12 protein-coding genes are annotated in these 13,320 nt (G+C 48.9%); 4 read left to right on the top strand and 8 right to left on the bottom strand.

All coding sequences use genetic code 11. The annotated features are described in order from the left end of the window. The first annotated feature begins 134 nt into the window (after positions 1-134). The 3 genes from AYO36_RS01790 (at position 135) to AYO36_RS01780 (ending at position 2,712) form a co-directional block, all read left to right on the top strand. Positions 135-1,028: an ABC transporter ATP-binding protein gene (locus AYO36_RS01790; protein ID WP_064299374.1), complete on the top strand. Its 894-nt coding sequence runs from the start codon at positions 135-137 to the stop codon at positions 1,026-1,028. Beyond that, positions 1,018-2,217 carry an ABC transporter permease gene (locus tag AYO36_RS01785; protein ID WP_023469317.1) on the top strand — a complete coding sequence of 400 codons (1,200 nt, stop codon included), beginning with the start codon at positions 1,018-1,020 and terminating at the stop codon, positions 2,215-2,217. Before AYO36_RS01790 ends, AYO36_RS01785 begins: the two co-directional genes overlap by 11 nt. Before the next feature lie 66 nt (positions 2,218-2,283). Then, positions 2,284-2,712 carry a hypothetical protein gene (locus tag AYO36_RS01780; protein WP_029342557.1) on the top strand — a complete coding sequence of 143 codons (429 nt, stop codon included), beginning with the start codon at positions 2,284-2,286 and terminating at the stop codon, positions 2,710-2,712. Between the two features lie 48 nt (positions 2,713-2,760). Here AYO36_RS01780 and AYO36_RS01775 read toward each other — a convergent pair whose 3' ends face one another. From AYO36_RS01775 to AYO36_RS01740, 8 genes are all read right to left on the bottom strand, one after another. Further along, entirely contained in the window at positions 2,761-3,390 is a 630-nt protein-coding gene (locus AYO36_RS01775; RefSeq protein WP_035410187.1) for a helix-turn-helix domain-containing protein, read from the bottom strand. Positions 3,391-3,420: 30 nt separating this feature from the next. Beyond that, on the bottom strand, positions 3,421-5,352 hold the full coding sequence (locus AYO36_RS01770; protein ID WP_082874147.1) for an ABC transporter permease: 1,932 nt from the start codon (positions 5,350-5,352) through the stop codon (positions 3,421-3,423). After that, positions 5,318-6,082 (bottom strand): ABC transporter ATP-binding protein, encoded by a 765-nt coding sequence (locus tag AYO36_RS01765; RefSeq protein WP_064299373.1) that lies wholly within the window; start codon positions 6,080-6,082, stop codon positions 5,318-5,320. Before AYO36_RS01765 ends, AYO36_RS01770 begins: the two co-directional genes overlap by 35 nt. Beyond that, positions 6,075-7,067 (bottom strand): sensor histidine kinase, encoded by a 993-nt coding sequence (locus AYO36_RS01760; protein WP_064299372.1) that lies wholly within the window; start codon positions 7,065-7,067, stop codon positions 6,075-6,077. Before AYO36_RS01760 ends, AYO36_RS01765 begins: the two co-directional genes overlap by 8 nt. Continuing rightward, positions 7,064-7,750 (bottom strand): response regulator transcription factor, encoded by a 687-nt coding sequence (locus tag AYO36_RS01755; RefSeq protein ID WP_047393119.1) that lies wholly within the window; start codon positions 7,748-7,750, stop codon positions 7,064-7,066. Before AYO36_RS01755 ends, AYO36_RS01760 begins: the two co-directional genes overlap by 4 nt. A gap of 97 nt (positions 7,751-7,847) precedes the next feature. After that, the gene (locus AYO36_RS01750) at positions 7,848-9,764 is read right to left on the bottom strand and encodes an ABC transporter permease (RefSeq protein ID WP_064299371.1); all 1,917 of its coding nucleotides are present in this window, start codon (positions 9,762-9,764) and stop codon (positions 7,848-7,850) included. Then, the gene (locus AYO36_RS01745) at positions 9,751-10,512 is read right to left on the bottom strand and encodes an ABC transporter ATP-binding protein (RefSeq protein ID WP_058703784.1); all 762 of its coding nucleotides are present in this window, start codon (positions 10,510-10,512) and stop codon (positions 9,751-9,753) included. The genes AYO36_RS01750 and AYO36_RS01745 overlap by 14 nt, the downstream gene beginning before the upstream one ends. Before the next feature lie 157 nt (positions 10,513-10,669). After that, positions 10,670-11,173 (bottom strand): PTS sugar transporter subunit IIA, encoded by a 504-nt coding sequence (locus AYO36_RS01740; protein ID WP_035396161.1) that lies wholly within the window; start codon positions 11,171-11,173, stop codon positions 10,670-10,672. A 175-nt stretch (positions 11,174-11,348) separates the two neighbouring features. Between AYO36_RS01740 and AYO36_RS01735 the strand changes: the two genes are divergently transcribed. Further along, entirely contained in the window at positions 11,349-13,055 is a 1,707-nt protein-coding gene (locus tag AYO36_RS01735) for a M3 family oligoendopeptidase (RefSeq protein ID WP_064299370.1), read from the top strand. Positions 13,056-13,320: the final 265 nt, after the last annotated feature.

Below are 13,320 nucleotides of genomic sequence, written 5' to 3'. Positions count from 1 at the left end.
GTAACTAAAGAACAAAAAGTAAACTAATAAGCCTTTTCCCGTTTTTTCTGGAACCTTTATCCAATTTAGACCGTAGGACACTAAGTAACAATGATACACTTGTCGTGCAACAGACGTCTTTAAAGGAGGTTCTTATGTTAGAAATCAAACACATCACGAAGCGTTTCGGCGATTTTACGGCCGTAGATGCTCTGACGATTGAGGTGCCGCGCGGGCAAATCTTTGGTTTGCTTGGTGCGAACGGTGCCGGGAAGACGACGACGTTCCGAATGCTGCTCGGTCTACTGCAACCGACTGAAGGATCGATCACTTGGAACGGAGAGCGCATCCCGACTTCAAAGATTGGATACCTTCCGGAAGAACGAGGGCTGTATCCAAAAGTCCGCGTCGATGAACAACTTTTGTTCCTCGCAGAACTCCGGGATATGAAACGGAAGGATGCGAAACGAGCCTTGACGGAATGGCTCGACTATTTCCAAATTCCGCAGTATGAAAAAATGCGCGTCGAACAACTCTCAAAAGGAAATCAACAAAAAATTCAGTTGATCTCTGCCGTCCTACATAAACCTGAACTGCTGATTTTAGATGAACCATTCAGTGGACTCGATCCGGTCAACGCCGAACAATTAAAACGTGCTGTCAAAAAGTTAACCGTCGACGGAACGACGATCGTCTTCTCAAGTCACCGGATGGATCATGTCGAAGAACTCTGCGAACACGTCGCGATCCTCGATCACGGAAAACCCGTCGTTGCTGGCTATCTCCCTGACATCAAGGCGGGATACGGAAAAACACGTGTCCTCTTGACGACAGATGCTCCACCACTCCTGTGGGATAGCTTGCCAGGTGTCCTACAAGTCGAGTCAGACAACAATGGGCATATCGTCCAAGTCTCTTCAAAAGAAGCGGCTGATCAACTTCTCCAACATATCGTCAGTCAAGGACACCATGTCGATCGTTTCGTCTGGGATCAGTTATCCCTGCAGGATATCTTCATCGAGGAGGTCGGCAAACGTTATGAACCGTAAATTTCTGACTTTATATCGCTTCAATCTACTACAGAAACTGCGTGCTAAAAGTTTTTTGATCTCGACGGTCCTGATGGTCCTGTTCCTCGTCGGCTTCGGCAACATCGAACGGATTCTCGACTGGTTTTCTGGTGACGATCCGAAAGTTGCTCTCGTCAGTGAATTGTCGACCGATCTTCGCCCGGCCTTGAAGAAGGCTGGTGTCACTTCAGACATCACCACGAAGGAATATACGGTCGCACAAGCACGAAAGGCAGTCGACCGCGGAACATTCGATGCTGTGGCAATCGTTCAGGATTCGTATGACGTGACACTCGTCAGTGCTAGTCCTGAGTCTGAATTACAGACACAGGTCGCAACGGTCGTCAAACAAGTCCGTGATCAAGCCGTCATCACGGATGCTGAAATCGATCCGAACGTCCTTGCTTCGCTCGCTGAACCTGTTCCTGTCAAACAGGAGTTGACGTCGACAGGTGGGAAAAGTGAGGATGAACTCTTTGCTGCCTCGGCGCTCGTCTATGTGTTGCTGTTCTTGATGTACTTCACGATTGCGATTTACGGTGGGATGATCGTCACGGAAATCGCGAACGAAAAGTCATCCCGCGTCATGGAATTGCTGATTTCAGCAGCGAGTCCGATTCAACATATGCTAGCGAAGATCCTCTCGATCGCTACGGTCAGTCTCGTACAATTATCGATCCTCGTCGGTGTCGGCTACTACAGTGCTCAAAACAGCAGTTTATTCGATCAGTTATCACTCGATTCCTTGAGTGCTCGGACGATCATTTATCTGTTCGTCTTCTTCCTACTCGGATACTTCCTGTACGCGACGCTCCTCGCGGCACTCGGTTCGCTCGTCAGTCGGGTCGAGGATGCGCAGCAAGTGACGTTACCGGTCATCTTGTTGATCGTTGCTGCCTTCATGATTTCGATGTTTAGTCTGAATGCACCGACGAACCAAGCTGTCGTCGTCCTGTCATTCGTGCCGTTCTTCACACCGATGGTCATGTTCCTGCGCGTCATGTTGACCGATGTACCGCTATGGCAAGTGTCAATTTCGCTCATCTTGATGCTGATCAGCATCTCGCTTGCCTTATTCGTCGGAACAAAATTCTACCGGGGTGGTGTTCTGTTCTATGGATCGAATCCACTCAAACAGTTGCGCCGGATCTTAAGCGGTCGCCGGTAACAGTTTACAAGACGAATCGTTTCCGCTATCGTTAGGTGAGAAAAAGCCTTTAGGAGGAACTACGTTATGCGGTCTCGTTTTTGGGCAGCGATCCTTTTCACAGCTGCTGCCATGGTCTCGTCACTTGTCATGTTCACGAAATTCCCGCAAGCGAGTGCGACATGGGAACTCGTCCTTGCCTATGGAGGCATGGCGTTCGTCTCTAGCCTCTTTTGCTGGTCCTTCGTTGCGGTGCGCCGCCATTCTTCTCGTTTATACGGAAGCTGGGTCGGTGTCTTCATCGCCGGACTGACTGTCTTACTCGTCTGTATCGCGCGATTCGTCTTGCGTGGTGATGTGATGATGATTTTCAAATGGCAAGCGATGCTCGGTAGCTTAACTCTCAATTTCGGCTATGTCGGTTGGGTACTCGTCATTGCAAATGCGATCATTGGTTTCATCATCGGTCGGATCCGTCAAAAGACGCGTCGTCCACGCCCGATGCCACAACGTTAATAAAAAGTCGCTGTCTTCTGAACGTCAATCAGAAGACAGCGACTTTTTTTATTTGCGATGGTAGCGGGAACGACTTTTCCGGTCGCTGTAATCCGCATAATAGGTCGAACTGGATAAAGAGATCCCGTCCGTCATGCGATCGAGGTATTCATCGAGTTGCATCATCGATGGTAATTTATCCTCGAACAACTCATACGTCTCTTCCGCTTGATCGCGCTGTAACTCCCCGGCTTCCATCACGGCTTCGACGAGCTCATGGAAGATCCGTTGCTCGGTCGCACTCATCGTCTGCTCGATCCGTTTGACGTCCTCATCATACATTAAATCAAACAGGCGCATTCGCTCTTCGAGCTGTTCCTCGACCCACGTTCCATCTTGTCCGAGCGTCTGTTCATAGGCAAGCTTCATCTCTTCGAGCGGTGTGTTCTGTTGCATGATGAACTTCAATGACTCCCCCGTCCAGATATGCCGTGCCAAATAACTAGCGTCGATGTTCAAGACGTCCGCCAATGCTTCGATGTAGGGTTTGGTTGGATAGACTTCGCTGAGCTCCGTCCGGCGGATGAAGTATGGTGCGACGCCGAGTCGTTCAGCCAACTGTTCGATCGTAATCCCGGCACGCTCCCGTAAAATACGAATCCGGTCACCGTAACCCCGATATGGTGAATGGTCTAGCATACGATTCCCTCCCTTATTCCTATGGTATCATCATACCCTTGAATCCGATGTCGGATACATCGAACTTTCGGATGAATTCCGGAACAGATGCCGTGGGTAACGCAACCAAATCGGTAGGACACTCAAGAAGTACCCGACCGTGACGATACTGATCCAAAAGACAGCTAAGTTAAGAAATGATCCCGGCTGTAGTCCGGCTTGTGTGACGACGACTTGGAACAATAAAAAGGCATGAAAGACAGAAATCAGATACGGAATGAGCAGAACAGCGCCATACTTCATTAATAAGTAGCAGCGGATGTTCCCGGAACCGAACCCTAGTGCAAACAACGTCTTCATCCGCTTTTGTTCCTGTTCCGCCGTCATCTGCATCCACACATGCAAAAAACTGGCATTGATGACGAACAACCAGATCGTCAGGAGAACGACGACGAACGTGACGAGTCGTACGATTCGGATCCCGTCGATCTCATCTTCCGTCTCATTGATCAATTGATAGGGCACCGGTTGCTTCTCATCGAGCTTTGCTGCCGACTGGATGTTGCGGACGATTTTCATCCACTGTTTCCAGTCCTTCGTTCCGTAATCATGGTAGGCTGGCGTATCGAAGACGACGATTTGCCGGACGGGTTGCTTGAGTGTCTGAAAGACGGCATCACTGACGACGAAGATCGTCTCGATTTGATAATTGTAACCAAATATTAAATCGTGAGAAGCAGCGGGAAGTAATTCAAAGTCTTCTTTCTCCATCGCCTGTTTCTCTTTTTTCATCGTCGGTGTATTCTCTTCGAGTTGTACCGGACGTGCTGGTACAAAGAAACTTTGACGTCCCGTTGCTGTCCGCTCCTTAAGATCCAGTTGCCGCATCATCTTGTTGTACGACGAGATCGGTAAGAGGACGCGTGTTCCTTCTGCCTTCACTTGGATATCCTGCTGATAGCGATCCGGGAATGCCTCCGTCATCGTCTGCTTGATATCCTTTAATCGTTTCGTCGGTTGAGCGGACTCTTCGTAATAGACGAGCCCGAATTGGTTCTGTGATGATAAGTCGAGTCCAATCAATTGAAACAAGAAAACGAGTCCGACTGCTGTTAGCGCACACGATGTTAGAATCGTTCCGAGGGCAATGAGCGTACTATTCGTTCGCAATTGATTGGCGATTTCCGAGACGATCAGTTTCCGCAGTGACAAGCGACGTGGTCGATATAACTTGGTTAACCACGGTAAGACATATCGACAAATGAAAAACGATCCGATGAAGATGACAAGTGGGAAAAATATATAAAATCCTTCCGTCCGAACAAAGGCTAAGGCATAACCATAGATCAACAGGAGTAACGCTCCGATTTGCGTCAGAATCCAGGCTCGTTTTCGAAATAGCGAACGGGAACGTGTCGGTCGATCGGGACGAAAGCGGTAGATCGCAAGGACCGTTGCCGTCAGCAACACAAGGAAGGCACCACCAATCAACGCAAGAATCGCATAAAAGGATAGTTCGAATTCGATTGCTGGTAAGAACATGACTTTGACAACGGACAGCAACAGCATCTTCGTCAAGACATTACCTAAAATCATTCCCGCAGTGATGGCTAAACCACCAACGATCAAGACTTCAATTAAAAAATACTTTAAGAAGTGTGACAGTCCACTGCCGAGCGTTCGCATCGTCCGTAAATCGTTCTTACGGTGCTCAAGCATCGTATAGGTCGTCGAATAAATGAACAAGACACTAAAGAAAAGGATGATCAGCTCCGCGATGAAGACGAAGAAGATCGTCATCTCGATGACTTGGTTCAATTGACTGAGGATTTTAGCGACGTTTTGGAATGATCCATTCGTCAACAAGTTCCAATAACTTGTCACGATCGTCATCGCGATGATGATTGTCAAGGCATAGCCGTAATACAAGCGCTGATAGCGCCGGATGTTACGTAGGGCGTATTGCAGATAATTGATGCTCATCCCCTCCTAACAACGATAGCGATTCGATGACCCGTTGGAAAAAGACACGGCGTGGTTCATCGCGGAACAACTCCGTTTGAATACTACCGTCTTTTAGGAACAAGACATGATTACAATACGACGCGACTTGTGGATCGTGTGTCACGATGACCATCGTCATCCCCGTCGCGTTCAACTCGGCTAGGACATCCATGACGTGTTTCGTCGCTTGGAAATCGAGTGCTCCCGTCGGTTCATCCGCAAGCATCAGACGTGGTGTATGGATCAGGGCGCGACCGATCGCCGTCCGTTGCCGTTGTCCACCACTGACCTCATCGACCTGTTTATCAAGCAGATCATCAATTTGTAGACGACGCGCCAACTCCTCCATCTCTTCCCGCGCGAGCTTTGCTTTTTTCCCTGACAGCATCAACGGGACGAGCATGTTCTCACCGAGCGTCAACGAATCGAGTAAATTGAATTCCTGAAAGATGATGCCGAGCGTCTCGCGTCGGAAACGTGTCATCTCTTTTCGTTTGAACGTCGCTGTGTCGACGCCGTCAATCAGAATTGATCCCCAACTCGGTTCGTCGAGAGTCGCAAGCAAGTTAATCAGCGTCGATTTCCCACTACCGGACGGTCCCATGACCGCGACCATCTCACCTTCTTCGACTCGGAAATTCACATCCGTCAGCGGTTGTTCCGTCACCTTTCCGGGATAGACTTTCCCTAATTGTTTGACCTCAATCATGTGCGCGACCTCCTACTAATCGAATCCGGCATGTCGTACCGACCCCTTCTTCACTCTCGAGTTCAATCTCATGCCCAAGCTTCAAGCAAACTTGCTGGACGAAATACAATCCCATTCCGGTCGATTCCCCGTAACGTCGTCCGTTTTCGCCAGTGAAGAACGCATTAAAGACACGTGGGACGTCTCGTTTTGGAATCCCGACGCCGTCGTCTTGAACCGAAAGGACGACTTGCCCCTTTGTCACCTCTGCCGTCAGAGCGACTTCACGACCATGCCCCGTCGTGTACTTGATGGCGTTCGTCACGAGCTGTAGGATGAGGAAGCGAAACCACTTCGCATCCGTGTAGACGTACACGTCTTCAGCGATATCGAGTTTCGGAAAAACCTGATTTTTGACGAATAATCGTTTTTCTTGATTGATGATGCTCGTGACGAGCGGCTTCAGTGCCAATCGTTCTGCCTTCAAATCTGTCTCAATTGCTTCTAAACGTGACGAATAGAGCATCTGGTCGAGTCCACTGCGCAATCGATCGACCTCTTGTCGTAAATCAGCCTGATACTGTTCTCCTGGATGTTCGAGGATCAGCTCGATGACGGACAACGGTGTCTTCATCTGGTGAATCCATTGATCGACATACCGATGGCGTTCCTTTTCCTTTCGTCGCTCAGCGAATAAACTGTTCCGAAATAAGGTCTGTTGCCGCTCTAAAAATTGTTCGACGGCAACGGAAATCGGTTCTTCACTATCACTGCGAATCGGTTCTGCGACCGATTGAACCGGCTGTTGCATCCGTCGTAGCAACGGAAGCATGCTGAAGAAACGATAACTGAGATAAATCAAGAGACCGATACTGTTCAAGAGCACGATATAAAAGAAGGCTGCTGGGCGATAAAGATCATAGAGCCATAAGACGGCATATAAAATCAGCATTTGTCCGGTAAAGAAGATGATACCTGGTATCGCGTGCCGTAAAAAGAGCTTCATGGTTCAAGGACCAGTTTATAACCGACGCCTCGCACCGTCTCAAGTCCAGCGACACCGATCTCGGCAAGCCGTTTACGGACACGCGTGATATTGACGTTCAACGTATTCTCATCGACGAATGCTTCGTCATCCCAAATCCGTTCGAGTAAATCGCCACGACTGACGATTCGTGGACTTGCCGTCAGCAGCATTTCAAGAATCAGTCCCTCTTTTTTTGACAGCTCGATCGACTGTTCCCCGTACTCGACGATATAACGGTCCAAGTACAGCGTGACACCTTCTTTTGTCACTGTCCGCTCATCCGTTTCGTTCGACAGCGTGCCATATGCTCGGCGAATCTGACTTTTAATCTTCGCGATGACGACCGCTCCTTGGAATGGTTTGACGATGTAATCATCCGCTCCGTATTCGAGCGCCATGACTTGATCCATCTCCCCGACCCGTGCCGAGATGAAGAGGATCGGCGCCCGTGTCTTCATCCGCAATTGCCGGCACCAATAAAAACCGTCAAACTTCGGCAAATTGACATCTAATAGAATGACGTCCGGATTCGTCTCTTCATAGACCGCGACGACATCTCCTCGTCCATCTTCAACGACGACTCTAAAATCATAGCGTTCGAGTAGTTCTTTCAATAATGTGGCAATCTTCATATCATCTTCGACTAATAAAATCGTATGCATCGTTCATGTCAACTCCTTCTCCCTTTATCATAACGAACTCAAAAAGGACTGGAAACGATTATTCCGTTTCCAGTTCTGTGTACCCCTATTTAGTTCATCACGTGACGATGCGGCGATACGCACGAACCGTGACGATATAGTAGATCAGATAGACGATCGTATAACAAACAATCGCAAGTAATGTCGGTCGAACGATGTTGTAGTTCAACAGTTTCTGCAAGACTTGCATCGCAACTAAACTATGAACGAGTCCGAGCACGTACGGTAAGGAGAAGACGAATCCGACAAGGCGCCGAATGATGCCTGTCTGTTCCTTCTCATCGACACCGATCTTCTGGATGATTGCAAACCGTTGTTTCGATTCTTCTGCTTCCGCGAGCATCTTGAAGTAGATGATCGAACCCGTCGCAAGCAAGAAGACGAGACCGAGGAAGCCGGCAGCAAACGCGAGTAAGCCGGTCGTTGCCGTCGTCATCGCGTAGACAGGATAATAAGCCGCCATCTCCGTGTCTGCTTGTTTTCCATATAGTTGTGTCAACTGTTTCATCAATCCATCATCATGACGTTCATCCGAGAACTGATAATTCGTCAGCGTGAAACCTTTTTCCGGCATCTTCGCGAACGCATCATCGTTTACGACGAAGGCGAGCCGCTGTTTCTCATAAAGTTGAGCGATTGGTAGATTCGTCGCAGCGGTGATGCGAAAGGACTCATGAACATCCTTGATTTCAACACCGACCGGTGATTTGACTTTCATCTTCAACAAATCGTTTCCTTTGAATGTCTCAAGGACGATCGCTTCACCTTGTTTCGGTTCTTTGATGACCGTTTTCCCGTTCGCTTTCGCGAGCTTGACGTAGTCCGAATAGTTGACGTAGCTGAATTGTCCCGGCTGGTCTTCATACGCATACGTCGCGTAGTAACGTGTAAACGTCAGAGGGTTCGGCAGATCGGTCATCTCATGGTCAACGTTCTTGACGTTGACCATCGTCCGGCTGTCGATTTTCTGGTCGGACTTGGCAATTAGCTGTTCCGCTTCTGCTTGTTTACTCGCAATCGATAGACTGTACGGAACTTGCTCCTCGACCGTCTGATCGATGAAATAATAGATCGATGTCGCTGTACCGACCGTCGTCAATGTCACGGCAGTGATAACCGTGATCGTCGACAGCATGACGGCATTCGATTTGATTCGTGACAACAATTGCCCGTGCAGAATCAAATTCGTTCCTTTGAAGTGTCGCGCTTGATTACTTAAGACGCGCAATAAGAAGATCGTGAAGTAACTCATCGTTCCGAATGTCCCGAGAATGACGCAGAGCATCAAGAGCGGGGCAACGATCGTAAAGTGATCCATCAACGGTTGTCCTGTCAAATAATAACCGACACCGATCAAGACAACGGAAAGGACGGCTAGAATCGGGTGGACTTTCGGAAGGGATTCCGCTTGTTGTTCTGCCTTGAACAATTCGATCAATGTAAAACGATAAATCGTCCGAGCAGAGCGTAAGGCGATGATCAGGAAAATCAACAGGAAGACACCGATCGTCTGCATGACGGAAGCTCCGCTGATCGTAAAGGTCGCATCGACTTGCATCGCCATAACAGAAGCCAGCAACTGCACGAAGTACTTCGAAGCGACGGTACCGATCGCAATTCCGAGAATCAGGCCAATCACCCCATACCCCATCGTCTCAAGGAAGATCAGTCGGGCGATTTGCCCACGCTCTAGACCAAGCAATGCATAAAGTCCGATTTCCTTCTTACGGCGGCGTAAGAAGAAGTCACTTGAATACCAGATGAAGATGGCAGAGAAAAGCGCTAGAATGACACTTGCTCCGGTAAAGACCGTTCCCAGTTTTCCGTACAATTCGTTCGCCTGAAGCATCGCTTCATTCGATCGAATCGCGAGGAACGTATAATAAATAAGAATCGCAAACGTGACGGCACCGAGGTACATCACGTTTTGACGGATGTTCTTCAAATTTTGAAACGCCAGTTTAGACAAGCTCACGGACGGCACCTCCGAGTTCGCGTTGAACTTCCATGATCTGTTCGAAGAATTCCTTCTGCGAACCGAAGCGATGGACTTCCTTGAATAGCTCTCCGTCCTTGACGAACAGAATCCGTTCCGCATAAGACGCTGTCATCGGATCATGCGTTACCATTAAAATCGTCGCGCCTTCATCGTTTAACGACTGCATCGCTTCGAGTAATCCTGTCGCTGACTTCGAGTCAAGCGCACCGGTCGGCTCGTCGGCTAAAATGAGTGACGGATCATGAATGATCGCACGCGCGGCAGCCGTCCGTTGTTTTTGTCCACCCGATAGTTCGACGGGACGTTTATCGAGTAAGTCGTGGATACCAAGTTGACGCGCCACACGATCGACACGTTCTAAAATCATCTTTTTATCGACGTTCGCGAGTGAGAGCGGTAAGGCGATATTTTCCCGAACCGTCATCGTATCGAGGAGATTGAAGTCCTGGAAGATGAAGCCGAGTTGTTCCCGGCGGAAACGTGCTAATTGTTTTTCCTTCATCGCCGTCACGTCTGCTCCATTGATTAGAATCGAGCCATCCGTCGGCTGATCAATCGTCGACAGCAGGTTAAGCAACGTCGATTTCCCGGCACCGGATGGCCCCATGATACTGACGAACTCTCCTTCGTGGACACGGAGCGTCGTCGGACGTAGTGCTTCGTGGCGCGCTGTTTTCGTTTGATACGTTTTTGAAATCTGTTCTGCTTGTAAGATTGCTTTCATCTGTAATGCCTCCTGTGTTTGATTCGTTACACTCAGTCTAGTCCTTCCCTGCTTTTCTCAAAATGGACTTTGCTTTCACTTCTCTTACAAAACGGTAAGACACGGGAGGAGACGACAAAAAAGCCCCCATCCGCAAGGAATGGAGGCGTGTCGTATCTTATTTATGTGTTGCTTTGAAGAGCTCTGTGTCGCCTGCGACAACAGAAGTTCCTTCAGCTGGTACAGCTGAAAGCGTGAATTGATCGTGGTTCGTCACGATGATCGGTGTGATCGTCGATGGTGCGTTCGCACGGATGTAGTCAAGGTCGAACTCGACGAGGACGTCTCCTGCTTTGACTTTGTCACCTGACTGGACGTGAGCCGTGAAGCCTTCACCTTTAAGGTTAACAGTATCAAGACCAACGTGAATCAACAGTTCAAGACCATCTTCACCTTTTAGACCGATTGCGTGTTTTGTTGGGAAGATCGTTTCAACAGTTGCGTTGATCGGCGAGACGACTTTACCTTCAGTCGGTTCGATTGCGACACCGTCGCCCATCATTTTTTGAGAGAAAACTTGATCGGGTACGTTCTCGATGTTGACGATTTTACCTGTAAGTGCAGAAGCGATTTTCGCGTTTCCTGCGTCGTTACCACCAAACAATTTTTTTAAGAATCCCATGATACTATCCCTCTACTTTCTCGATCGTTTTTCTTCCGAATGGAAGTTTCGATTTTTTATAGGAGTAAGCTGTCAGACAGCTCGCTCACGTTCTCACAAAAAGCATACGTTTGTCCCTCTGGTTTTGCAAGTATTTTTGTGTGATAATAGTTAGAAATCATAAGGAGGCGCTTACATGTTACCATTTTCAGAAATTACATATGTCCGTCCTGACCTTGCCTTGCTTGAAACATCAATGAATCAAGCGATCGCTCGACTGACGGAAGCCACACAGGTAGATGAAGCAAACGCAGCCATCACTGAGATTAATACCCTCAGAAATCAATTTGAAACGGCAAGCCAGCTCGTCGAGATCCGTCACACGATCGATACGCGCGATACGTTCTATGAGACGGAACAAGGATTCTTTGATGAAGCGAGTGCGATTTATCAAGGATATGTCTCAAGCTATTATCAAGCGTTGACGACGCATCCACTCCGCAGTGAACTCGAACAGACGCACGGCAAACAGTTATTTCTGATTGCGGAAGCGAGCCTGAAGACGTTCTCGGAAGAGATCATTCCGAAACTCCAAGAAGAGAACCGTCTCTCGAGTGAATATACGAAACTGATGTCTTCTGCTCAAATCGAGTTCGATGGCAAGACGCTCAACTTATCGCAGTTCGGTCCATATCTTCAATCACCTGATCGCGATGTCCGTAAAGCAGCTTCAGAGGCACGCTATGGCTACTTAAACGAGCATGGTGAAGCAATCGATACGATCTACGACAAACTCGTTCGCATCCGGACCGAGATCGCGAAGACACTCGGTTTCCCATCGTTCGTCGAGCTCGGATACGCACGGATGCTCCGCGTCGATTATAACCAATCGATGGTCGAACAGTACCGCGAACAAATCCGTGAGACGATCGTTCCGCTCGCGACACAACTTAAAGAACGCCAGCAACGACGGATCGGTGTCGATCAGTTGTATTACTACGATGAAGGATTTGCCTTCAAGTCTGGTAATGCGACACCGAAAGGCGAAGAGTCGTTCATCATCGAAGGCGGCAAAAAGATGTATGCAGAGATGTCACCGGAGACGAACGAGTTCTTCAACTACATGCTCGACCGGGAAGCACTCGATTTAACGGCGAAGCCTGGGAAAGCCGGCGGTGGGTATTGTACCTACATCGCAGACGAAAAACTCCCGTTCATCTTCTCGAACTTCAATGGAACGGCAGGCGACATCGATGTCCTGACGCACGAAGTCGGACACGCCTTCCAAGTCTATGAGAGCCGTCACCTGACAGCTCCAGAGAGTGCTTTCCCAACGTATGAAGCGTGTGAGATTCACTCGATGTCGATGGAATTCTTCGCTTATCCGTGGATGGAAGAGTTCTTCGGTGAAGAGACAGCGAAATACAAGTTCAATCACCTCGCAGGAAGCGTCACATTCCTTCCGTACGGCGTTGCGATTGACGAGTTCCAACACGTCATCTACAATCAACCGGAATTGACACCAGCTGAGCGTCGCGAAGCATGGCGGACGATTGAAAAAAAATACCTGCCGCATCGTGATTACGAAGCGAATGATTATCTCGACTCTGGCGCATGGTGGCATCAGCAGGGACACGTCTTCGGCAGTCCGTTCTACTATATCGATTACACGCTCGCTCAAGTCTGTGCCTTCCAGTTCTATGCTTGGATGGAACAAGACCGGGAAGCGGCTTGGAAGTCGTATCTCGATCTCTGTCGTGCCGGTGGATCGGAAAGCTTCCTTACGCTCGTCGAACGTGCTGGATTGAAGTCTCCGTTCGCTCCAGGTACGGTCGAGGCAGCAGTCGCACCGGTCAAAGCGTATCTTGAACAAGCAGACGATCTCGTGCTCGATCGCGTTTAATTCTTCGCGTGCAAGGTCGTACTGACTAAAAGTCAGAACATCTCGAGCAACATCAATAAAAGAAGAGGCATTTTCCAGAATATCATCTGGAAAACGCCTCTTCTTTTTTGCTACATGATTATAGAACGTATTTGTATTTGTTCATCCTTGACTCCTACAGGAAAAGAAAGTATGACTTCCGCTTTCGTCAGGGTTAGGTAAGACCCGGCACACCGTATGAAGTGCGTGGTGCCGCGGCTTACCTCCCGCCCGTGGAAAGCAAGGA

The organism is Exiguobacterium sp. KKBO11, assembly GCF_001644945.1.
Lineage (GTDB): Bacteria > Bacillota > Bacilli > Exiguobacteriales > Exiguobacteriaceae > Exiguobacterium_A > Exiguobacterium_A abrahamii.
This window is presented reverse-complemented; position numbering and strand designations above follow the sequence as displayed.

Coding starts and splice junctions, on each gene's coding strand:
- AYO36_RS01785 (WP_023469317.1), top strand. CDS start 1,018: ATGAACCGTAAATTTCTGACTTTATATCGCTTCAATCTACTACAGAAA.
- AYO36_RS01770 (WP_082874147.1), bottom strand. CDS start 5,352: ATGAGCATCAATTATCTGCAATACGCCCTACGTAACATCCGGCGCTAT.
- AYO36_RS01755 (WP_047393119.1), bottom strand. CDS start 7,750: ATGCATACGATTTTATTAGTCGAAGATGATATGAAGATTGCCACATTA.
- AYO36_RS01735 (WP_064299370.1), top strand. CDS start 11,349: ATGTTACCATTTTCAGAAATTACATATGTCCGTCCTGACCTTGCCTTG.
- AYO36_RS01775 (WP_035410187.1), bottom strand. CDS start 3,390: ATGCTAGACCATTCACCATATCGGGGTTACGGTGACCGGATTCGTATT.
- AYO36_RS01760 (WP_064299372.1), bottom strand. CDS start 7,067: ATGAAGCTCTTTTTACGGCACGCGATACCAGGTATCATCTTCTTTACC.
- AYO36_RS01745 (WP_058703784.1), bottom strand. CDS start 10,512: ATGAAAGCAATCTTACAAGCAGAACAGATTTCAAAAACGTATCAAACG.
- AYO36_RS01790 (WP_064299374.1), top strand. CDS start 135: ATGTTAGAAATCAAACACATCACGAAGCGTTTCGGCGATTTTACGGCC.
- AYO36_RS01765 (WP_064299373.1), bottom strand. CDS start 6,082: ATGATTGAGGTCAAACAATTAGGGAAAGTCTATCCCGGAAAGGTGACG.
- AYO36_RS01780 (WP_029342557.1), top strand. CDS start 2,284: ATGCGGTCTCGTTTTTGGGCAGCGATCCTTTTCACAGCTGCTGCCATG.
- AYO36_RS01740 (WP_035396161.1), bottom strand. CDS start 11,173: ATGGGATTCTTAAAAAAATTGTTTGGTGGTAACGACGCAGGAAACGCG.